This window comes from Polaribacter sp. 2305UL8-11, assembly GCF_058147165.1.
In genome coordinates this window covers 24,899-47,110 of the sequence record NZ_JBYVJW010000011.1, presented here as the reverse complement: position 1 = coordinate 47,110, position 22,212 = coordinate 24,899, and the positions used below count along the sequence as shown (strand labels likewise).

The window sequence follows — 22,212 nt, the reverse complement described above, 5'->3', positions numbered from 1 at the left end:
AAAACAGTATAGATTTTATGCTGTTAATTTATCTTGACTTATCAACAAAAAAAGTCAATCCAATTAAGGATTGACTTTTCTATTATTAAAAATTAATTAATTTAATTTCTTAAAATTAAGCTAACTCTTCTTCTACCATTAAAGAATTAATGGCGTTTTGTATTTGTAATTCTTGTTTTTCTAACATCATTTTAGTTGATGGTGCAAAACAGTCTTCTTTCAAGATTTCTTTATATTCTTCTAAACTTGCTCTTTCACCTCTTAAGGCTTCTTCTAGAATTGATTCTTCATCATTAGAACTAAATAAAGATTTTAAAGACATCCAATTTCTATGCATTGCACCTTTAAAAGATCCATCATCTTCTGGAATTTGTCCATAAGATAAAATTTCGGTTCTTAAATCTTTTGCAAATTGGCTTCTTTCTGATGCTCTGTTTTTAAAGAAAATTTTTAACCTTGGGCTATCTACATTTTCTGCGGCATTTAAGTATCCTTTTTCTGCATCATAATTTTTTTCTAATAACTCATTTAATTTGTTAGAAATTTTTTCTGTGTACTTCATAATATCATTTTCATTTTAAATTCCAATAAATTATTTTGAGATGCGTATTGTTTCACATCTTATAACACTACAAACATAAAGAAGATTTAGAGTTTGGATTGGTTCAAAAGGTTTGATTCTTGACTCATTTGAATTTTAATATTTTTTTAAGAATTTCAATAAAAACCTTAATATTTAGTTTTTTTTTAATTATGATGTAACAATTTCGTAAATTGGCATACATATTAATAGAATTATCATTAAAATTTATAAAATGAAAAAAATAGTATTAGTTGCTTTGATGTTTGTAAGTGTTTTAAGTAATGCACAAACTGTAGATGAAATTTTATCTACTTATTACGAAAATATTGGAGGTTTAGAAAACCTTAAAAAAATTACAGGTGTTAAAATGACAGCTAAAGTAAATCAACAAGGAATGGAAATTCCATTAGAAATTTATCAAATGGCTGATGGAAAACAAATGACAGTTATCAACTTTCAAGGAAAAGAGATAAAACAAGGTGTTTTTGATGGAGAAACATTATGGAGTCATAACTTTATGACAATGAAAGCTGAAAAAAGTGATGCAGAAGCTACTGCAAATATGAAATTGAATATGAATGATTTTCCTGATGCTTTTGTGGATTATAAAAAGAAGGGATATAAAGTTGAGTTGTTAGGTAAAGAAACCATTGACGGAGCAGAGACTTTTAAAATAAAGTTGACTAAAGAACCAGTTACAGTAGATGGTAAAAAAGAAGACGATGTTAGTTTTTACTTTTTTGATACTGAAAACTATGTACCAATAGCAGTACAAAATGAAATTAAATCTGGACCTGCAAAAGGGATGACACAACAAATTACCATGAGTGATTATCAAGAAGTAGATGGTTTGTATTTTCCATTTTCTATGACTCAAGGAGTAAAAGGACAACCAGGAGGACAACCGATTACAATTACTAAAATTGAATTAAGCCCTAAAGTAGATGCTGCTGCATTTACTTTTCCAGAAGAAGAAAAAAAATAAATAAAAATTTTATAAAAAATCCTCAAATTAATTTTTGAGGATTTTTTTAATCAATAAACCCAAACTTTATGAAAAAACAACTTTTTTTAATAGCTCTTGTGCTATTGTCTATGTCTATAGAAATAAATGCACAAAACAAAAACTCAAAAGGAAAACAGTTATTTGGAGATTTATCTGCAAGACAAATTGGACCTGCTCTAATGAGTGGTAGAATTAACGATTTAGAAAACCATCCAACTAATAATAGAATTATTTACGCAGGTACTGCTGGAGGTGGTGTTTGGAAATCTAATGATGGTGGTGTAACTTTTAACTCTATTTTTGATGATTATTGTCAGTCAATTGGGGCAGTAGAAGTAGATCCTAATGACCCAGATAATACCATTTATGTGGGTACAGGAGAAACTTGGACAAGAAATAGTATTTCTGTTGGAGATGGTATGTACAAATCTATAGATGGTGGATCTACGTGGAATAAAATTGGTTTCGAAAAATCTGAACATATTGCAAATATCATTGTAAATCCTAAAAATTCTAATGAAATCTACGTAGGTGTTTTAGGTGCTTTATGGGGCGATAGTGAAGAGAGAGGTGTTTACAAATCTACAGACGCTGGAAAAACTTGGAATAAAATTTTATATACAAATCAAAAAACGGGTTGTGCAGATTTAACTATGGATCCAAATAACCCAAATATTTTATATGCTTCTATGTGGGAATTTAGAAGAACAGGTTGGTCTTTTGAATCTGGTGGAAAAAATAGTGCTTTATATAAATCTGAAGATGGTGGAGCAACTTGGAATAAAATTCACAATGGTTTTCCTGAAGGTAGTTTAGGTAGATTAGCAATCGCAGTTGCACCTTCTAATTCAAATATTTTATACACAGTAATCGAAGCAGAAAAAAACGAGAGAAAAGGATTGTATAGAAGTGATGATGCTGGTAAAAGTTGGAAACAACTAAATAATGATTTTGGGATTACAGTACGTCCTTTTTACTTTTCTAGAATTGTGGTAGATCCTAAAAATCCTGATGTGGTTGTAAAAGGTGGTTTAAGTGGCTCTATTTCTAGAGATGGAGGGAAAACATTTAAAAACTTGGGTAATATGCATAGTGATATTCATGATATTACTTTTGATATTCATAATTCAGATAGAATGTATGCAGGTACAGATGGTGGTGTATATCGTTCTTTAAATGGTGGTACAACAATGGAAATTGTAGAGAATTTACCTTTATCTCAATTTTATCATATAAGTGTAGATGATGCTGAGCCTTATAATATTTATGGAGGATTACAAGATAATGGTTCTTGGTATGGACCATCATCATCTCCAGGAGGAATTCAGGCAAGAGACTGGAATTCTATTGGTGGTGGAGATGGTTTTAGAGTTTTAAAACATCCAACAAAAAATATCATTTATTCAGAAATGCAAGGTGCAGAAAATGTTTGGAGGTATGATGTAGATGCAAAAAGAGTAAAAACCATCCAACCTTTACCACAAAAAGGGTATCCTAAATTGCGTTTTAATTGGAATGCACCAATGGCAATTAGTACACACCAACCTAATCGTTTTTATATGGGAAGTCAATTCTTACATAAATCTGAAGATATGGGTGATACTTGGCAAATTATTTCGCCAGATTTAACTACAAATGATAAAACAAAACAAGATCAAGATAGTTCTGGAGGTTTATCTAAAGACAATTCTGGCGCAGAAAATCATACTACTATTTTTACGATTGCAGAATCTACCTTAGACCAAAACGTTATTTGGGTAGGTACAGATGATGGAAATGTACAGGTAACTCAAAATGGAGGGAAAACTTGGACAAATACAGCTATGAATATTCCTAACTTACCAAAAAATACATGGGTTTATCATATAGAAGCAAGTGTTTTTGACAAAGGAACTGCTTATGCAGTTTTTGATGGACACACAATGAACGATATGACTCCTTATGCTTATAAAACCACAGATTTTGGTAAAACTTGGAAAAGTATCATAACTGATGATGTTGTCGGTTTTGTAAGAAACATACAAGAAGACTACGTAAACCCAGACTTATTGTTTTTAGGAACAGAATTCGGATTATACATTACTATAGATGGTGGGAAAAATTGGAAAAAATTTACCAACAATATGCCAGCAGTAGCAGTTCATTTTATTGATTTGCAAAAGAAAACAAATGATTTGGTTATGGGAACTCATGGTAGAGGAGTGATTATTATAGATAATATTTCTCCATTAAGAGAAATAAATCCAGAAATGTTAAAGAAAAAAGTACATTTCTTTAAAACAAAACCCACTGTAATTTTCGAAGAAGGTAGTTTTTCTGGAAGTTTTGGTGCAGAAACACAGTTTGTAGGAGCAAATCCAAGCAGATCCGCTCAAATTAAATATCATTTAAGCAGACGTCATACATTTGGGAAAATGACTTTAGAAATTCAAGATAAAAATGGAAAAACTATCAGCAAGTTAGGCCCTGGGAAATCTAAAGGAATAAACATTGTAAATTGGAATTATAGATTAAAAAATCCTAAAGTAGCTAAAGGAAAAACATTTAGTTTTGGAGGTTTTACTTCGCCATTAGTAGAAGCAGGTACTTACAATGTAGTGCTAAAGAAAGGGAAAGATACTTTTACACAAGAAATCGAACTAATTTACGATCCAAAGTCTAACCTAACAATGGCAGACAGAGCTTTTAAGCACAATACTACCATGAAAATGTATGGTATGACAGAAGAACTGGCATATATGGTATATGAATTAGATGCTATTTTAGAAAAAGCAAATGAACTTAAAAAACGAAAAATTGTAGATCGATTAACAAAGTTAAAAGAGACTTTAGTAATTACTACTGGAGACAATTATGTAGGTTCTGCAGAACCACAATTAAGAGAAAAAATGACAGATTTGTATAGTAAAATTGCAACAAGTTATGATAAACCTTCTAATTCTGAGTTAGAGAGTTTGGGGTTGATAGAAGAAAGATTTCAAAAAGCTAAAAAAGACTATGCAAAAATTAAAAAGAAAGTAAAATTTATAGATGAATTAAAATTAAAAACTTTTGAAGAGTTTGTAAAATAAATTAGCTTGTTATAAAATTATTTAATTTATAGAATATTAGTAGTTTATAATCAAAAAAAGTTAGTATTTTTGCGCCCACTTATCACGAGATGATAGGATTTTTAATAATCGAGGTCGAGAACCTCAAAAAATTAACAAATTATGTCTGTAAAAATCAGATTACAAAGACACGGAAAAAAGGGGAAGCCATTCTATTGGATAGTTGCTGCTGACGCTCGTGCAAAAAGAGATGGTAAATACTTAGAAAAAATTGGTACTTACAATCCAAATGTAAACCCAGCAATTATCGACTTAGATGTTGATAAAGCTGTAACATGGTTGCAAAATGGTGCACAACCAACTGATACTGCAAAAAACATTTTGTCTTACAAAGGTGCAATGTTAAAAAATCATTTAGCTGGTGGTGTAAGAAAAGGAGCTTTAACTCAAGAACAAGCAGATGCAAAATTTGATGCTTGGGTAGAAGAGAAAGCAGCTAAAATTGCTGATAAAGAAGCTGGTTTATCTAAAGCAGAATTAGAAGCAAAAGCAAAAGCTTTAGCAGCTGAAAAAGCGGTAAACGAGGCAAGAATAGAAGCAGCAAAACCTGTTGTAGAAGAAGTTGCAGAAGAAGCAACTGAAGAAGTTGAAGCAGCAGCTGAAACTACAGAAGAAAAAGCAGCAGAATAATTATATCTTTTCGATAATGCGTAAAGAAGAATGTTTTTATTTAGGCAAAATCGTAACAAAGTATAGTTTTAAAGGGGAAGTCGTTATCAAATTAGATACAGACGAACCTGAATTGTATAAAAATATGGAATCAGTTTATGTCGAGTTTGGCACAAACCTGGTTCCATTTTTTATTGAAAAAAGCTTGCTACACAAAGGAAACCAGTTGCGTGTTCAATTTGAAGATGTTTATTCTGAAGAAGAAGCAGATGCTATCTTAAAATGTGGTATTTATTTACCTTTAGATTTATTACCAAAATTAGAGGGAAATAAATTTTATTTTCATGAGGTTATTGGTTTTACAGTTGTTGATGCTAATTTTGGTGAAGTTGGCAAGATTGTACATATTAATGACAAAGCTGCACAACCACTTTTTGAAATCGATAGAGATGGAAAAGAAATTTTTATTCCTATGATAGATGATTTCATTAAAAAAGTAGATAGAACAAACAAGCAAATACAAGTCGAAACCCCAGATGGATTAATAGATCTTTATTTGTAAAAAGAGAGGTGTCTGAGTGGTCGAAAGAGCTACCCTGGAAAGGTAGTATATGGGTAACTGTATCGAGGGTTCGAATCCCTTCCTCTCTGCGAAAGAAACGCTAAATTAAACTAAAATCCTACAAACACTATATTTGTAGTTTTTTTGATTTTTTAACATACTATTTAATCTATTTTAGTTCGTTTTTGTACCTTTGTGTGTAATGACAAAGATTTCTCATAAAATATTAGCTGTTTTAATGTCTTTTGTAGTTTTATTTTCTACAACTTCATTTGCTATCACAAAACATTTTTGTGGGGAAACTCTTGTAGATACTTCTATTTTTAGCAAAGCTTCGACTTGTGGTATGGAAAGTCAGAAAGATACTTCTGTAACTATTTCTAGTTGTTCTATAGTTAAGAAAGATTGTTGTACTGATGTTCAAATATTAATTGAAGGTCAAGACCAACTGCAATTACAAGTTGATAAAATTTCATTAGAACAACAACTATTCATTGCTTCATTTGTTTACACTTACATCAACCTTTTCGAAGGTTTAGAAAAAAATGTATCTTCTTACAAAGGCTACAAACCGCCACTCGTTATTAAAGAAATCTTCAAGATTGACGAGACGTATTTAATTTGATTTTTAAACAATAGACTGTGTTATCCTATGGCTTTATGCTATGTGGATAATTTGTTGTATTCGGTGTTTTTTAACACCAATGTCTAACTGTTTAATAATCAAAATATATGCTTAATAAAGCAATCAAATTTCTTATCGAGAATAAACTCGTTGCAGTACTACTACTCGTTCTTTTTGTAGGTTGGGGCACAGTTAATGCTCCTTTTAATTGGGACACCGGTTTTTTACCAAGCAATCCTGTTGCTGTAGATGCCATTCCAGATATAGGAGAAAACCAACAAATTGTTTTTACGAAGTGGAATGGTCGTTCACCACAAGATATAGAAGATCAAATTACCTATCCATTAACCACATCCTTATTAGGGATTCCTGGCGTAAAAACCATTCGTAGTTCGTCTATGTTTGGCTTTTCAAGTATCTATATCATTTTTGAAGAAGATGTCGAGTTTTACTGGAGTAGAAGTCGTATTCTCGAAAAACTAAATTCATTACCAAGTGGTTTATTACCCGAAGGTGTTAATCCCGCTTTGGGTCCTGATGCCACAGGATTAGGGCAAATATTTTGGTACACACTTGAAGGACGTGATGAAAACGGAAACGTTACTGGTGGTTGGGATTTACAGGAGTTGCGTAGTATTCAGGATTACTATGTAAAATACGCATTATCTTCTGCAAGCGGCGTATCAGAAGTCGCATCTATTGGCGGTTACGTTCAGGAATACCAAGTCGATGTAAATCCTGAATTGATACGTCAATATAATATTGGATTACATCATATTGTAAAAGCTGTAAAAGAAAGCAATAAAGACATTGGTGCGCAAACTATTGAAATTAATAATGCAGAATATTTAGTACGTGGTTTAGGTTATGTGAAATCCATTTCAGACATTGAAAACGCAGTCGTTACTTCCAAAAATTATACAGCCATTCGAATTAAAGATATTGGTAAAGTATCCTTAGGTCCCGCAACACGACGCGGCATGTTGGATAAAGAAGGTGCAGAAGTTGTTGGTGCTGTTGTAGTGGCACGTTATGGTGCAAACCCAATGGAAGTTATTAATAACGTCAAAGAAAAAATTAACGAGTTAAGTTCAGGCTTACCTTCAAAAGTCTTGGCAGATGGACGAACGTCTCAAGTAACCATAGTTCCATTTTATGATAGAACTGTTTTAATTCAAGAAACATTAGGTACGCTCAATGAAGCCTTAACATTAGAAATACTAATTACCATTTTGGTTATAATCATTATGGTATTTAATCTCCGAGCATCCGTGCTTATATCTGGACTATTACCTGTTGCGGTTTTAATGGTTTTTATAGCCATGAAGTTCTTTGGAGTCGATGCCAATATTGTCGCTTTATCGGGTATAGCAATTGCTATTGGTACAATGGTAGATGTAGGTGTCATACTTTCAGAAAATATCATAAGGCATTTGGACGAAAGTGAAAAGTTAGAAGGTGAAAATGAAAATATAATCCTGACAGATCGAGGCACGAGAGACGAGGAATCTCATAACAAAAGTCTTTCCGCTATTCAAAAAGACAGATTATCCATTAATCAAATCGTTTATAATGCCACAACCGAAGTATCTGGTGCTATCGTAACCGCAGTAATGACAACAATAATTAGTTTTATTCCGGTTTTTACAATGATTGGTGCCGAAGGTAAGCTATTTAGACCATTAGCTTTTACAAAAACCTTTGCACTAACAGCATCTATTATTGTCGCACTATTTTTAATTCCGCCTTTTGCCGCATTTTTATTTAGAAAGAAAAGCGTTAAAAATACTGTTAAAACTATTTTAAATGGTGTTTTAATAGTTTTAGGTATCCTAGCAATAGTTTATGGGTATTGGTTAGGATTAATATTGATTGGTTTTGGATTTGTCGCACTTATAAAGCAACAAGAAATAGTATCAGAAAAACAAGCCAACCTTTTCAATATCATTATTTCAGCATCAGCAATCGTATTTCTGTTAGCCGAATATTGGCGACCATTAGGTGTTAATAAAAGTATCTTCTGGAATCTCATTTTTGTAAGTGTTATATGTTTTGGTTTATTAGGTATCTTTTCATTATTCATTAAATACTACACACGTATTTTAAGATGGTGTTTAGATAATAAATTATTGTTTTTATCTGTACCAACAGTAATCATCATTGCTGGGTTTTTTATTATGAAGAATACTGGTAAAGAGTTTATGCCATCATTAAACGAAGGTTCATTTCTATTAATGCCAACCTCTATGCCTCATTCTGGCGTAGAAGAAAACAAACGGGTTTTACAGCAATTGGACATGGCAGTTGCCAGTATTCCTGAAATTGAAACGGTAGTTGGTAAGGCAGGAAGAACAGAATCAGCGTTAGACCCAGCACCACTATCAATGTATGAAAACATCATTCAGTATAAACCAGAATATAAACTGAACAAACACGGCGAGCGTCAACGCTTTAAAGTTAACGCTGATGGTTTGTTTGTGTTGAAGAGTGGAGGTGTTTGCTTAAATAATAATCAAAAAGCGACCTCACAGACCTCACAGGTTTTTAAAACCTGTGAGGTCTCAAACCTGATTCCAGACGAGGATGGCGAATTTTTCAGAAACTGGCGACCTGAAATTAAATCACCAAACGATATTTGGAAGGAAATCGTGAAAGTCACCAAGCTACCAGGAGTGACTTCAGCACCAAAGCTACAGCCCATTGAAACCCGTTTGGTAATGCTTCAAACAGGAATGCGAGCACCAATGGGAATTAAGGTTAAAGGTCAAGACTTAAAGCAGATTGAAGCCTTTGGAGTGCAATTAGAAAACATCATCAAGGAAGCAAAAGGTGTAAAAAAAGAAGCTGTTTTTGCAGACCGTATTGTTGGTAAACCCTATTTGTTAATTGATATTGATAGAGAGAAAATTGCACGTTATGGCATTTCTATACAAGATGTACAAAATGTATTACAAGTTGCCGTTGGTGGTATGGTATTAACACAAACGGTTGAAGGTCGAGAGCGCTATGGCGTTCGTGTGCGATACCCAAGAGAATTACGAGCAAATCCAACAGACTTACACCATATTTATGTGCCAGTTTCAACAGGCAGCCCAGTACCATTGAGCGAATTGGCAACCATTCGCTACGAACAAGGACCACAAGTTATTAAAAGTGAAGACACCTTTTTAGTTGGTTATGTGTTGTTTGATAAATTAGATGGTTTTGCAGAAGTCAGTGTGGTTGAAAACGCACAAGCATTAATTCAGCAAAAAATAGACTCAGGTGAATTAGTCGTTCCAAAAGGCATTAACTACGCATTTACAGGAACTTATGAAAATCAGTTACGAGCAGAAAAAACGCTATCTGTTGTTGTGCCATTAGCATTGGCAATCATTTTTTTAATCCTCTATTTTCAATTCCGCTCTGTGGCAACCTCATTAATGGTGTTTACTGGTATCGCAGTAGCTTTTGCAGGTGGCTTTATAATGATATGGCTCTATGGTCAAGATTGGTTTTTAAATTTTAATTTCGCTGGCGAAAATATGAGAGAGGTATTCCAGATGCATTCCATTAATTTAAGTGTAGCGGTTTGGGTAGGCTTTATTGCACTTTTTGGTATTGCCACCGACGATGGTGTAGTTATGGCAACCTACTTAACGCAAACATTCGATAGAAATTCACCAGAAACAAAAAAGGAAATAAGAGCCTCTATTGTTGAAGCAGGAGAAAAACGGATTAGACCCTGTTTAATGACTACCGCAACAACCATTTTAGCACTCTTACCAGTACTCACATCTACAGGTCGCGGAAGCGATATTATGATTCCTATGGCAATACCAAGTTTTGGTGGAATGCTCATCGCCTTAATAACCTTATTTGTGGTGCCAGTACTATATAGCTGGAAAGCAGAGTTGAAAGTGAAAAACTAAAAGTAAAAATTATGAGTAAAAGTTTTTTAAAAGATAAGAGTTATGATTTTGCAATCTTAATAGTAAAGCTATCTCAATTGTTAGTCAAAGAGAAAAAAGAATATGTTTTAAGCAAACAACTTTTAAGAAGCGGAACTGCAGTTGGAGAATTAATTCGCGAAGCTGAATTTGCTCAAAGTAAAGCTGACTTTATCAATAAAATGAGTATTTCTCTAAAAGAAGCAAATGAAACTTTGTATTGGCTAGATTTATTAAAAGACACAGATTACGTAACCGAAGAGGCACATACAATTCATCACAACTTAAATAAGGAATTGGTTGCAATGTTGGTTAGTTCAATTAAAACCACAAAATCAAGATTATAATGAAGATTTATAAACTAAAAATGAAAAGTGTAAAACTAAAAGCGGATTATAATAACTTGATAAATAAAAGTGTACAAAAAATGAAAAATAACAAAACGCAATTTACTTTTTTTGCAATATGTGGTATTGACTTTTTATTTTTCACTTTTAGTTTCAAAAACACCGTTATTTTTAGCTTTTCATTATTCATTTTTCACTTTGCAAGCAGTCAGAATTTAGAAAAATTAACAGAATTCGCGCTTGCAAACAATCCAGAAATCCAAAAATTCGAATTACAATACAAAAGAGCTTCCGAAAAAGTGAACGAGGTCAATACTATTCCCAATACCGAATTTGGCGTAGGTTACTTTGTAAGCGAACCAGAAACACGCACAGGAGCGCAGCGTTTTAAGGTATCAGTAAAACAAATGTTGCCTTGGTTTGGTACAATTACTTCACGAGAAAATTATGTGAGTTCATTAGCTGATGCAAAATACGAAGACATTGTTATTGCAAAGCGAAAATTGATGGCTTCTGTATCACAATCTTATTATAAGTTATACGCCAACAAAGCGAAACAAAAGGTGCTAACAGAAAACATTAAACTATTGAAGACCTATGAAACATTAGCACTAACATCTGTTGAGGTTGGGAAAGCATCAGCAGTAGATGTGTTGCGATTACAAATGCGTCAAAATGAAATGCAACAACTAAAAGAGGTTTTAAGTCAACAGTTTTTAGCAGAACAAACAAATTTAAATAACCTTTTGAACAGAGAAAATGATGTTGCTGTTACTGTGGTAGATGGTTTACTGATGCCTTCAGAAGACTTTGAAATCACTACTAAAAATTTAGCATTACATCCCGAATTGTTGAAGTATGATAAACTATTTCAATCCATAGAACAATCAGAATTACTAAATCAAAAAGAAAGCAGTCCTATGATTGGTTTTGGTTTGGACTATATCAATGTTTCCGAAAGACCAAATATGAATTTTAGCGATAACGGAAAAGACATTGTTATGCCAATGGTTTCGGTGTCCATACCAATATTCAACAAAAAATATAAATCAAAAACGAAGCAAAACGAATTGCAACAACAGGAAATAGCAGCTCAAAAGCAAGAACGCTTAAAGACTTTGGAAACGCTTTTAAGCAAGGCAATTATTGAACGAATTTCAGCAAGAATAAGTTACGAGACTCAAACCAAGAATTTAAAACGGGCCAAAGATGCAGAAACCATATTAGTGAAAAGCTATGAAACAGGAACAATAGATTTTATTGATGTTTTAGATATTCAGGAATTACAACTAAAGTTTCAAATGAACCAAATTGAGTCTGTTAAAACGTATTATTTACAACAAACGATTATTAATTATTTAACTAAGACCTAACAGGTTTTTAAAACCTGTTAGGTCTAGAAATCTAGAAAGTCTAGATAAGTATTATACGTTATCGAATTTAAATTATATTAACCTTTAAGCTCAATGAAAAAGAGTTTTTCTTAGAAAATCACGAATTAAAAAAATGTAAACATTACAAGTAAAACAGTAAAAATAATTTTAAGCATTTTAGTATTAACATTAATGCTTACAACAGTATCCTGTAAAGATGCTAAAAAAGTTGATGCGACAACCAAAACAGAGGAGACTGAAGATAAAGAAAAAGAATATACCTCTGCTTATGTTTGTCCAATGCATTGCGAAGGAAGTGGAAGCGATAATGAAGGCGAATGCCCAAAATACGGAATGACTTATGTTAAAAATGAAAGCCATAACGCATACGGACATAAGCATTAATTAAACAAACCTAACAGGTTTTCAAAACCTGTTAGGTTTAAATGAAACATAAAAAGATATGAAATATCAACCGTTTGAATCAGGATATTTTTTCCATTTATACAATAGAGGAAATAACCATGAAAACATATTTATGGAGCCAGAAAATTACATTTATTTCTTAAGGTTAGTGAAAAAGTATGTCTTAGAAGTGGCAGACGTTTATAGTTATTGTTTACTGCCTAACCATTTTCATTTTATTCTAAAATTTAAAGAAGAGTTGCAACAGGTAGCAGATAAAGAAAATAGAAATATTACTTTACACCAACCTATTTCAAATATGTTGAACGCTTACACTAAAGCAATCAATAAAAGGTATAATAGAAGTGGAAGCTTGTTCCAGGAACATTTAAAGCGTATAAAAATTAGTGATGAAGCCTACTTAAAAAATCTAATTATATATATTAACACGAATCCAACACATCATCAAATCGAGGATTATAAAACATACGTTCACTCGTCCTACAAGGCGTTGATAAGTGAACAAAAGACCTTACTGAAACGAGAAGAGGTTTTAGAAATATTTGATGGTGTTGCAAATTTTAAGTACGTATTAGAATCTAAAAAAATAAATTTAGAGGCTATAAAGGAATTAACATTTGAATAGCAAACCAGACAGATTTAACAGGTTTCTAAGATCTATAAGGTCTAAGTAAAAAAACTATTAGATTTAAACAAGAAGAAATGAAACACACTTATCACATACACGGGATGACCTGTAACGGTTGCCGCAGTCACGTAGAACAAACACTTTCAAAAATAAAAGGTGTTTCAAAGGCATCGGTTAATTTAGAAAAGTCTGAAGCTACAATAGAAATGGAACAGCATATTCCGTTAGAAACATTTCAAGACGCTTTAAAAGATGATGGTGGAAGATACAGTATCCATAATCAAGGCGATCATCATCATCATGTAAAACCTAAAACAGAAAAAACTCCAAAAGGTACAGGTACATTTTATTGTCCAATGCATTGCGAAGGTGATAAAACTTATGATAAATCTGGCGATTGTCCTGTTTGCGGAATGGATTTAGTTGAAGAACAAAATCTTTCTGCAACATCATCAGAAAAATGGACCTGCCCTATGCATCCAGAAGTAATAAAAGACGAAGCAGGTTCGTGCCCTATTTGCGGAATGGACTTGGTGCCAATACAACCAGATCTCTCTGCAGAAGAGAAGAGTTACAGGAAACTTTTGAAGAAATTTTGGATAGCCCTTAGTTTTACATTACCAATATTTGTAATTGCAATGAGCGAAATGATTCCTAACAATCCACTCTACAAAGTTATGTCGCAAAAATGGTGGAATTGGGTTCAGTTTGTGCTTTCTATTCCTGTGGTATTCTATGCCACGTGGCTGTTTTTTGAACGTGCTTATAGAAGTTTAAAAACGTGGAAACTTAACATGTTTACCCTTATCGGGATTGGAGCAGGGATTTCTTGGTTGTTTAGTGTGTTTGGCATGTTGTTTCCAGATTTTTTTCCAGCACAATTCAAAACCGAATCTGGTGCAGTACACGTTTATTTTGAAGCCGCAAGCGTTATCCTTACCTTGGTTTTAATGGGGCAAGTTCTAGAAGCAAGAGCACATAGTAAAACCAATTCTGCAGTAAAAGAGCTATTAAAATTAGCACCTAATAAGGCGGTACGTGTCGTTGGGGAAAACGAAGAAGAGGTTTCAATCGACCAAATTAAACTGGACGATACATTGCGGGTAAAACCTGGCGATAAAATTCCTGTGGATGGCGTAATAATAGAGGGCGAAACTACCATTGACGAATCAATGATTTCAGGAGAACCTATTCCTGTAAACAAATCTCAAGATGATAAAGTAAGTAGCGGAACAATTAATGGCAACCAATCTTTTTTAATGAAAGCCGAAAAAGTAGGGGGTGACACGTTGCTTTCTCAAATTATTCACATGGTTAACGATGCGAGTCGTAGTCGTGCGCCAATTCAAAAACTAGCAGATACCGTTTCGGGTTATTTTGTGCCAGTTGTAGTTCTTATATCTATTATCACATTTGTGGTTTGGGCTATTTGGGGGCCAGAGCCAGCGTATGTATATGCATTGGTAAATGCAATTGCAGTATTAATAATTGCGTGTCCTTGTGCTTTAGGCTTAGCAACACCAATGTCTGTAATGGTTGGTGTGGGTAAAGGGGCTCAAAATGGTGTATTGATAAAAAATGCCGAAGCGCTTGAAAAAATGGATAAGGTAAATACACTTATAGTTGATAAAACAGGTACAATTACCGAAGGGAAACCAACAGTAGATTCGGTAGGTGTTTTTAGTGATATTTTAAATAAAAAAGAGCTCCTACAATACATCGTTTCATTAAACACCAATAGTGAACATCCTCTGGCAGAAGCGACAGTTAAATATGGAAAAGAACATAACACTGAAATAATAAAATCTGAAAACTTTAGTGCTGTTACAGGAAAAGGGGTTGAAGCTATAATAAACGATAAAAAAGTAGCATTAGGGAACCCAAAAATGATGGAATATGCAAGTGCAGCTATTACATCTAAAATGAAAGACGAAGCTAAAACGTATCAAAAACAAGGCAAAACCGTTTCTTATTTGTCAATAGATAAAGCGGTTGTTGGGTATGTGGTTATAGGCGATAAAATTAAAGAAACGAGTGCCAAAGCTATCAAAATACTACAAGCTAAAGGTATTGATGTTGTAATGCTTACAGGGGATAATTATGATACAGCACAAGCCGTAGCATCAGAATTGAACCTCGCAGATTTTAAAGCCAGTATGTTGCCAGAAGATAAACTTAAAGAAGTAGAGAAACTGCAAGAAAAGGGAAAAGTAGTTGCAATGGCAGGTGATGGTATTAATGATGCGCCAGCATTGGCAAAAAGTGACGTTGGAATTGCTATGGGTACAGGAACAGATGTGGCTATAGAAAGTGCAATGATAACCTTGGTAAAAGGTGATTTACACGGCATTGTAAAGGCTAAAAATTTAAGTCATTCCGTAATGAAAAATATTAAGCAAAATCTATTTTTTGCTCTAATTTACAACACTTTGGGTGTGCCTATAGCAGCGGGTGTGTTATTTCCATTTTTTGGAATACTATTGTCTCCAATGATAGCAGCTTTGGCAATGAGTTTTAGCTCAGTTTCAGTAATTGCAAATGCATTACGATTAAGAACAATAAAAATATAAAAAAGCCTAACCAGACCTAATAGGTTTTTAAAATCTGTTAGGTTTAAAACAAGTAACAATGAAAAAACACATTATTTACACTGGAATTTTTGAGCCTATAGCAGCAGGTGTGTTATTTCCATTTTTTGGAATATTTTTATCGACCATGATAGCAGCTTTGGCAATAAGTTTTAGCTCAGTTTCAGTAATTGCAAATGCATTACGATTAAGAACAATAAAAATATAAAAAAGCCTAACTAGACCTAACAGGTTTTAAAAACCTGTTAGGTCTACAAAACAAAATAACAATGAAAAAATATATTATTTACATAGGAATTTTAGCTGTTGGGTTACTATTAGGATGGTTGCTGTTTGGTGGTTCATCAAAAGAAGAAATAGATCATACTCACGATAAAGTGGTAAAGACCAATCAAATGTGGACGTGCTCAATGCATCCACAAATTATGCAAGCAGAACCTGGTGATTGTCCTATTTGCGGTATGGATTTGATTCCTGCTGAAAATGGGAGTAATGGTTTGTTGGCAAACCAATTCAAGTTAACCAAAAATGCGATGGCATTAGCCAATATTCAAACAACTGTTGTTGGCAAAGGAAATATTGAAGGTAACACTATTAAATTATCTGGTAAAATCGATCAAAATGAAGAAGCAAATGCAGTACAAGTCGGTTATTTTTCGGGAAGAATAGAACGATTAAGTGTTAGTTTTACAGGTGAAGAAGTTCGAAAAGGTCAATTATTAGCAACCATTTATTCGCCAGAATTGTATGCAGCACAGCAAGAATTGATTACAGCCTCATCGTTAAAGGAATCGCAACCAGAGTTATATAAGGCTGTTCGTAATAAATTGAAGTTGTGGAAACTTTCTGAAAATCAAATTAATCAAATAGAAGAAACTGGAAAAGTAAAACAAAACGTTCCAATTTATGCAACCGTTTCGGGAACAGTTATCGAGAAATTAGTAGAACAAGGCGATTACATCAAACAAGGTCAGTCCTTATTTAAAATTGCTAATCTTTCTACAGTTTGGGCAAACTTTGATGTCTATGAAAATCAAATCGATTTATTTAAAAAGGGACAAGAAGTTTTAGTGACTACAAACGCTTATGCTAATAAGGAATTTAAAGGGAAAGTAGATTTCATTGACCCAATATTAAATACCAAAACAAGAACGGTAACCTTACGTGTGGTGCTTAATAACAAAAACGATGTATTTAAACCAGGAATGTTTGTAACCGCAAATATTGAACGAGTTTCAAGTAGTAATGATGCGGTATTAACAATTCCAGCATCTGCTGTACTTTGGACAGGTGAACGTTCCGTTGTCTATTTAAAAACCAATCCTGACCAAACCGTTTTTGAAATGCGTGAAGTTGTTTTAGGTAATCAAATTGGTAATGAATATGAAGTTTTAGAAGGATTATTTGTTGGAAATGAAATCGTAACTAACGGAACTTTTACGGTTGATGCAGCAGCTCAATTGCAAGGTAAAAAATCAATGATGAATAAAGATGGTGGCAAAGTAATGACTGGTCACGAAGGACATTTAGGAATGGATAATAAGACATCAATAAAAGAAAGTGACCATACTAATATGAACCAAAGATTTATAGTATCAGAGAAATTCCAAGAACAATTAAAAGTTTTTTACAATGATTATATCAATTTAAAAAATGTTTTAGTAAAAGAAGATTCAAAAATTACTTCAGTTAATGCAACAAGTTTATTAGAAAATTTAGGTAAAGTTGATATGAAATTATTATCAGACAATAATGCTCACGCACATTGGATGTCATTAGTAAAAGAAATACAATCTTCTGCAACATCCATTTCTAAAACGTCAGATATAAAAGAACAAAGAGACCATTTCAAACATTTATCATCACACTTAATAAATGCTGTACAATTGTTTGGTGTTAATGAAAAAGTGTATGTGGAATTTTGTCCTATGGCAGATAACAACAATGGTGCATATTGGTTGAGTAAAGAAGAAAAAGTAATCAATCCCTATTTTGGTGAAGCAATGCTAACCTGTGGAGAAGTAAAACAAGTTATAGAATAATAAAAATCAAGTAATAACAATTAAATTTTAAACAATGAAGAAAGTAATTTTAAGTGTAGCTGTAATAGCAGCATTAGGTTTAACCAGTTGTAAAAACGAAACCAAAAAAGAAGCTGAATCATCAACTACTGAAATGTCTAAAGAAATAGCTATGACAGACTTGTCCTTTGGTGTGAGAGGTAATTGTGGTATGTGTAAAAGTACCATTGAAAAAGCAGCCAATAGTGTTAAAGGTGTAGCAACTGCAAGTTGGGATGTTAATAAAAAGAAAATGGATGTTTCTTTTGATAGTAGTAAGACAAATGTAATGGCTATTCACAAAGCAATAGCAGCTTCTGGTTATGATACAGAAAAAATAAACGGCAGTTTAGATGCTTATAATAGTTTGCCTGGTTGTTGTAAATATGATCATAGTATGCAAATGAATCAGTAAATAAGGTAAAAATAAAAATCTTTCCTCTCTGCAATAGAATTATAAAGAAAATATCAAAATAGAAAAGCATCATTCAATTTCAAATGATGCTTTTTTTTAGGTTCATAAATTGTTTATTTAAAACGGTGTATCTAATTTTTTTATTCTAATATTATTTTCTTTGTAGCTATTTTGGCTCCAGAATAAATTTTTAAAAAGTACAAACCAGCATTCAAATTTCTTGTACTAATTTTCTCTTTTAAATTATTGTTTTTAGAAAGTGAAAGTTGACCTAGAGCATTATACATTTCAATCTTATCTATTTTCTCATTAGAACGAATTTTTATAAACCCAGAAGCTGGGTTAGGATACGTAACAAACTTATCTTCAAAAAAAGACGCTGTACTTAAATTTTTATTTTGATACACTCTCACATAATCTATAACCATGCTACTTTGTGTAAAATTAGCTGCTGGTGTGCCAGAATAACCACCAATAGCTACATTTAGTAATAAAAATTGCTCCTTATCAAAAGGCCAAGTAGCATCATTTTTTACTGCAGGATTGTATGTATAATACACAACATTGTCTATTAAAAAAGTAATTTTATTTGGAGACCAATTCATAGAATAAATATGAAAATTGTTAGCAACATCTGCTAACATTTTTTTTGCAGTATTCATGGTATTTCCAGAACTTGATGGCGTATGTAATGCACTTGAAACCTCATTAGTTGCATGTAACCCATGTTCCATAATGTCAATTTCTCCACAAGCAGGCCAAGGGGTTGTCCCAAAACCTTGGGTTTGCCAATAAGCACCAGTTTCACTAATGTTTTTACCAAGAGTCCAAATTGCTGGCCAAGTACCATCTCCTGCAGGCAGTTTTGCTCTAACATCTACTCTACCATAAGTAAAAGCATATTTAGAGTTTAATCTTGCAGAGGTATAATTTCTAGAAACACCATTTAAAACTTTAGTTTCCTTTTTTGCAACTATGTTTAAATTTCCTCCATCTACAAAAGAATTTGTTTGGCTATTTGTGTAGTGTTGTAATTCTCCATTAAACCATCCACCTCCATTTGGTCCAAAAGTTTGATGAAACCATTTCGTATTGTCTACAGCACCATTTGCATCAAATTCATCTGCCCAGACTAAATCATTATAAACTACATCTAAAACATTTGGGTCTGTTGGTGTACTTCCATCTGTAATATCATCAATTAAATAAGTACCAGCAGTTGTTAAACCACCATCAATAAAGATGGTTAATCTATTATAAGTACCAGTTGCGTTTATAGTAGTTCCATTAGAACTTAATTTTGCATTAGAGAAATCGAAAGTAATTGTTTTCCAATCGGAAGGAGAAGGTACAGCAAAAGTTTGTTTTACTTCAACATCAGCATTGGTACCACTTTCTAATTTTAGAATAATATTATGTGAATTAGGATCAAAAGAATAAAATGATAATGTAATCTCTTTTTGATTGTCTAAGTTTATAGAACGATTTAAATCAATATAAAAACCTTGAAAGGCAGCAGCCCCATCATTATGAAACTCACCAACTTTATCATTACTGTCTTTAGGATTATTTCTTGTAGAAAAGCTGCTATTTCCAAAAGTTGAAAAGGTATGGTTGGTGTTAGAAAAATCTATTGGCATTTGCTGAGAAAAACTCATCAATACAAAAGATAAAGAAAGAATAGTTAAAACGTAACTTTTAGTCATTATTAATATTTTTTTCAAAAATACACTACAAATTTTTTAAAACTTAGAATTATACCAATACAAAAACCATACATCAAATAAATTAACATGATTTTTAAGAGTATTTTTGTAAGATGAATAAACCATTTCAATTTAAAGAATTTACAGTTCATCAAAATAAAACGGCTATGAAGGTGGGTACAGATGGTGTTTTGTTGGGAGCTTGGTGTAGTGTTGATAATTATCCAGACACCATTTTAGATATTGGATCTGGAACAGGAGTAATCTCTCTAATGCTTGCTCAACGTTCGGATGCTATGACTATAGATGCTGTAGAGATTGATGAAAATGCGTATGAGCAATCTGTAGAGAATTTTGAGCAATCTGATTGGGGAGACAGACTGTATTGTTACAATGCATCTTTTCAAGAATTTGCTCAACAAATTGCTGAAGAGGAGGAAACCTACGATTTAATTATTACAAACCCACCATTTTATAATGATGATTTTGAAACCAAAAATGAAAGCAGAAATAAAGCACGTTTTACATCCTCTTTATCTTTTAAAGAATTGATAGAAGGTGTTTTTAAAATCTTATCTAAAAACGGGACTTTTGCAACCATTATACCTTTTAAAGAAGAAGAAAGTTTTATTTATTTAGCAAAAAAGAACGGTTTGTTTTTAAATAGAGTTTGTCGAGTTCAAGGAAATCCAACATCAGAAATTAAAAGAAGTTTATTAGAGTTTTCTTTTAGTAAAACAAAATTAGAAGGAGAGCACTTAATTATAGAAACAGAGCGTCATCAATACACAGCAGATTACATAAATTTGGTTAAAGATTTTTATTTAAAAATGTAAAATTAAAAAGAGGTAACTACCCAGTAACATGATTTGGGTTGTATCCTAAATAAGGTACTTTTCTTTCAACAAATTTTATTCCATACTCTTCTAATTCTTTTAAAATGGGTTCATAAACTTCTTTGGAAATAGGTATTTGAACCCCAGGTGTTTTTATTTCTCCTTTTAAGATTTTTAAAGCAGCAATACCAACAGGTAAACCAACTGTTTTTGCCATTGCTGTATATGTTTGATTTTCACCAATAACTACTAAACTGCTTTCAATCTGTCGTTTTTCTCCATCAATTTTATAACCAAAAAGGTGTTGCATTACAATCATATCTTTATCATCTTTTTGCAAAGTCCAAGAATCTGACAATATTTTTTGAAGTGCTTGAGCAGGAGTTGCGTTTTTAATACCAATTTTCTTTTTGCTATTAAAAATATCTAATTCTATTAATTTTTCCCACATTACATCATCTTGATCTATTTTTAAGTAAGAACGTAATTTTAATTCTACAGAATCTGATGGAGAGTAAGCTAAAAATAGATTTACAAAATCACGATAACTCATATTTTCTGAATTTTCTATAGTGTAAGAATCATCAGTCATACCAAGTTGTACAAAAATATTCCAAGCTCTAGAAAAACCTACTTTTCTAATAGTACCTCTGTACATTGTAGGGATATTATCCAAACCGTAAACACTTCTGTATTTTAAAGAATCTCTATTTGCATAAGCTTCAAATTTGCCACTTCCGTTAATCTTTAAAAACTCTGTTCTTCTAAATAATTTATGATAGGGTATGTACTTATAAGTGCCTTCTTGAATAAACATTGCAGCTCCACCTTGACCAGCTAAAACTACGTTTCTAGGATTCCAGGTAAATTTATAATTCCATAAATTATTGTCACTTTCAGGCGCTATTAATCCACCAGTAAAGGACTCAAATAATAATATTTCTGCATTATTTTCTCGGATTCTATCTATTACTTGCATAGCACTCATGTGATCGATTCCAGGATCAACCCCAATTTCATTCATTAAAATTAAGCCATTGTTTTTTGCAGCTTCGTCCAAAGTTTTCATCTCTTTAGAAACATAAGAAGCTGTTACCATGTGTTTTTTAAAAGCAATACAGTCTTTTGCAACCTCAAAATGAAATCTTGCTGGTAACATAGAGATAACAATATCAGATTTTTTGATAAATTTTTGACGTTCATCTGTATTAAAAACATCTAAAACAACACTTTCTGCATTTTTATGATTTTTGATAAGTTGGTCTGCATTTTCTGTTGATATATCTCCAACCATTAAATAAAGATTTTCTTTATTTGATTTTTCTAACAAATATTTAATCAAGTATGAACTTGATTTTCCAGCACCAATAATTAGAATGTTTTTCATTGATATTAATGTATTTTTGCAA

18 protein-coding genes and 1 tRNA gene are annotated in these 22,212 nt (G+C 32.4%); 16 read left to right on the top strand and 3 right to left on the bottom strand.

Translation table 11 applies throughout. The features are described 5' to 3' along the window. Positions 1-115: 115 nt before the first annotated feature. Complete coding sequence (locus ACY2RW_RS11025; RefSeq protein ID WP_490122786.1) at positions 116-562, bottom strand: ferritin-like domain-containing protein; 447 nt, start codon at positions 560-562, stop codon at positions 116-118. A gap of 253 nt (positions 563-815) precedes the next feature. Here ACY2RW_RS11025 and ACY2RW_RS11020 point away from each other — a divergent pair, with 253 nt between their 5' ends. From ACY2RW_RS11020 to ACY2RW_RS10950, 15 genes are all read left to right on the top strand, one after another. Next, on the top strand, positions 816-1,568 hold the full coding sequence (locus ACY2RW_RS11020; protein ID WP_490122785.1) for an outer membrane lipoprotein-sorting protein: 753 nt from the start codon (positions 816-818) through the stop codon (positions 1,566-1,568). Positions 1,569-1,636: 68 nt separating this feature from the next. Further along, positions 1,637-4,660 (top strand): WD40/YVTN/BNR-like repeat-containing protein, encoded by a 3,024-nt coding sequence (locus ACY2RW_RS11015; RefSeq protein ID WP_490122784.1) that lies wholly within the window; start codon positions 1,637-1,639, stop codon positions 4,658-4,660. A 141-nt stretch (positions 4,661-4,801) separates the two neighbouring features. Next, a complete protein-coding gene (locus ACY2RW_RS11010) occupies positions 4,802-5,329 on the top strand; it encodes a 30S ribosomal protein S16 (protein ID WP_490122783.1) in 528 nt (175 codons plus the stop codon). 16 nt (positions 5,330-5,345) lie between these two features. Beyond that, complete coding sequence (gene rimM, locus ACY2RW_RS11005) at positions 5,346-5,870, top strand: ribosome maturation factor RimM (protein ID WP_490122782.1); 525 nt, start codon at positions 5,346-5,348, stop codon at positions 5,868-5,870. Between the two features lie 2 nt (positions 5,871-5,872). Beyond that, positions 5,873-5,959, top strand: a tRNA-Ser gene (locus ACY2RW_RS11000). A gap of 113 nt (positions 5,960-6,072) precedes the next feature. Then, positions 6,073-6,495: an HYC_CC_PP family protein gene (locus tag ACY2RW_RS10995; RefSeq protein WP_490122781.1), complete on the top strand. Its 423-nt coding sequence runs from the start codon at positions 6,073-6,075 to the stop codon at positions 6,493-6,495. Between the two features lie 107 nt (positions 6,496-6,602). Beyond that, complete coding sequence (locus ACY2RW_RS10990) at positions 6,603-10,406, top strand: efflux RND transporter permease subunit (RefSeq protein WP_490122780.1); 3,804 nt, start codon at positions 6,603-6,605, stop codon at positions 10,404-10,406. A gap of 11 nt (positions 10,407-10,417) precedes the next feature. Further along, positions 10,418-10,771 (top strand): four helix bundle protein, encoded by a 354-nt coding sequence (locus ACY2RW_RS10985; protein WP_490122779.1) that lies wholly within the window; start codon positions 10,418-10,420, stop codon positions 10,769-10,771. Between the two features lie 20 nt (positions 10,772-10,791). After that, entirely contained in the window at positions 10,792-12,144 is a 1,353-nt protein-coding gene (locus ACY2RW_RS10980; RefSeq protein ID WP_490122778.1) for a TolC family protein, read from the top strand. Between the two features lie 192 nt (positions 12,145-12,336). Then, positions 12,337-12,549 (top strand): hypothetical protein, encoded by a 213-nt coding sequence (locus tag ACY2RW_RS10975; protein ID WP_490122777.1) that lies wholly within the window; start codon positions 12,337-12,339, stop codon positions 12,547-12,549. 58 nt (positions 12,550-12,607) lie between these two features. After that, on the top strand, positions 12,608-13,195 hold the full coding sequence (locus ACY2RW_RS10970) for a transposase (protein WP_490122776.1): 588 nt from the start codon (positions 12,608-12,610) through the stop codon (positions 13,193-13,195). Positions 13,196-13,272: 77 nt separating this feature from the next. Then, positions 13,273-15,768: a heavy metal translocating P-type ATPase gene (locus ACY2RW_RS10965; protein ID WP_490122775.1), complete on the top strand. Its 2,496-nt coding sequence runs from the start codon at positions 13,273-13,275 to the stop codon at positions 15,766-15,768. Positions 15,769-15,826: 58 nt separating this feature from the next. Then, the gene (locus ACY2RW_RS10960) at positions 15,827-15,994 is read left to right on the top strand and encodes a hypothetical protein (protein ID WP_490122874.1); all 168 of its coding nucleotides are present in this window, start codon (positions 15,827-15,829) and stop codon (positions 15,992-15,994) included. 61 nt (positions 15,995-16,055) lie between these two features. Continuing rightward, entirely contained in the window at positions 16,056-17,828 is a 1,773-nt protein-coding gene (locus ACY2RW_RS10955; protein WP_490122774.1) for an efflux RND transporter periplasmic adaptor subunit, read from the top strand. A gap of 34 nt (positions 17,829-17,862) precedes the next feature. Beyond that, positions 17,863-18,261: a heavy-metal-associated domain-containing protein gene (locus ACY2RW_RS10950; RefSeq protein WP_490122773.1), complete on the top strand. Its 399-nt coding sequence runs from the start codon at positions 17,863-17,865 to the stop codon at positions 18,259-18,261. A gap of 140 nt (positions 18,262-18,401) precedes the next feature. Here ACY2RW_RS10950 and ACY2RW_RS10945 read toward each other — a convergent pair whose 3' ends face one another. Then, positions 18,402-19,967: a family 16 glycosylhydrolase gene (locus tag ACY2RW_RS10945; protein ID WP_490122772.1), complete on the bottom strand. Its 1,566-nt coding sequence runs from the start codon at positions 19,965-19,967 to the stop codon at positions 18,402-18,404. Between the two features lie 113 nt (positions 19,968-20,080). Here ACY2RW_RS10945 and ACY2RW_RS10940 point away from each other — a divergent pair, with 113 nt between their 5' ends. Then, positions 20,081-20,803 carry a tRNA1(Val) (adenine(37)-N6)-methyltransferase gene (locus tag ACY2RW_RS10940; protein WP_490122771.1) on the top strand — a complete coding sequence of 241 codons (723 nt, stop codon included), beginning with the start codon at positions 20,081-20,083 and terminating at the stop codon, positions 20,801-20,803. A 16-nt stretch (positions 20,804-20,819) separates the two neighbouring features. Here ACY2RW_RS10940 and ACY2RW_RS10935 read toward each other — a convergent pair whose 3' ends face one another. Further along, positions 20,820-22,190 carry a saccharopine dehydrogenase family protein gene (locus ACY2RW_RS10935; protein WP_490122770.1) on the bottom strand — a complete coding sequence of 457 codons (1,371 nt, stop codon included), beginning with the start codon at positions 22,188-22,190 and terminating at the stop codon, positions 20,820-20,822. Positions 22,191-22,212 lie beyond the last annotated feature (22 nt).

What these genes read in the sequence shown, in the direction of transcription:
- ACY2RW_RS10970 (WP_490122776.1), top strand. Translation starts at nt 12,608, where the DNA reads ATGAAATATCAACCGTTTGAATCAGGATATTTTTTCCATTTATACAAT.
- ACY2RW_RS10960 (WP_490122874.1), top strand. Translation starts at nt 15,827, where the DNA reads ATGAAAAAACACATTATTTACACTGGAATTTTTGAGCCTATAGCAGCA.
- ACY2RW_RS11020 (WP_490122785.1), top strand. Translation starts at nt 816, where the DNA reads ATGAAAAAAATAGTATTAGTTGCTTTGATGTTTGTAAGTGTTTTAAGT.
- ACY2RW_RS10935 (WP_490122770.1), bottom strand. Translation starts at nt 22,190, where the DNA reads ATGAAAAACATTCTAATTATTGGTGCTGGAAAATCAAGTTCATACTTG.
- ACY2RW_RS10975 (WP_490122777.1), top strand. Translation starts at nt 12,337, where the DNA reads ATGCTTACAACAGTATCCTGTAAAGATGCTAAAAAAGTTGATGCGACA.
- ACY2RW_RS10985 (WP_490122779.1), top strand. Translation starts at nt 10,418, where the DNA reads ATGAGTAAAAGTTTTTTAAAAGATAAGAGTTATGATTTTGCAATCTTA.
- ACY2RW_RS11025 (WP_490122786.1), bottom strand. Translation starts at nt 562, where the DNA reads ATGAAGTACACAGAAAAAATTTCTAACAAATTAAATGAGTTATTAGAA.
- ACY2RW_RS10995 (WP_490122781.1), top strand. Translation starts at nt 6,073, where the DNA reads ATGACAAAGATTTCTCATAAAATATTAGCTGTTTTAATGTCTTTTGTA.
- ACY2RW_RS10940 (WP_490122771.1), top strand. Translation starts at nt 20,081, where the DNA reads ATGAATAAACCATTTCAATTTAAAGAATTTACAGTTCATCAAAATAAA.
- ACY2RW_RS10965 (WP_490122775.1), top strand. Translation starts at nt 13,273, where the DNA reads ATGAAACACACTTATCACATACACGGGATGACCTGTAACGGTTGCCGC.
- ACY2RW_RS11010 (WP_490122783.1), top strand. Translation starts at nt 4,802, where the DNA reads ATGTCTGTAAAAATCAGATTACAAAGACACGGAAAAAAGGGGAAGCCA.
- rimM (WP_490122782.1), top strand. Translation starts at nt 5,346, where the DNA reads ATGCGTAAAGAAGAATGTTTTTATTTAGGCAAAATCGTAACAAAGTAT.
- ACY2RW_RS10990 (WP_490122780.1), top strand. Translation starts at nt 6,603, where the DNA reads ATGCTTAATAAAGCAATCAAATTTCTTATCGAGAATAAACTCGTTGCA.
- ACY2RW_RS10950 (WP_490122773.1), top strand. Translation starts at nt 17,863, where the DNA reads ATGAAGAAAGTAATTTTAAGTGTAGCTGTAATAGCAGCATTAGGTTTA.
- ACY2RW_RS10945 (WP_490122772.1), bottom strand. Translation starts at nt 19,967, where the DNA reads ATGACTAAAAGTTACGTTTTAACTATTCTTTCTTTATCTTTTGTATTG.
- ACY2RW_RS10980 (WP_490122778.1), top strand. Translation starts at nt 10,792, where the DNA reads ATGAAAAGTGTAAAACTAAAAGCGGATTATAATAACTTGATAAATAAA.
- ACY2RW_RS10955 (WP_490122774.1), top strand. Translation starts at nt 16,056, where the DNA reads ATGAAAAAATATATTATTTACATAGGAATTTTAGCTGTTGGGTTACTA.
- ACY2RW_RS11015 (WP_490122784.1), top strand. Translation starts at nt 1,637, where the DNA reads ATGAAAAAACAACTTTTTTTAATAGCTCTTGTGCTATTGTCTATGTCT.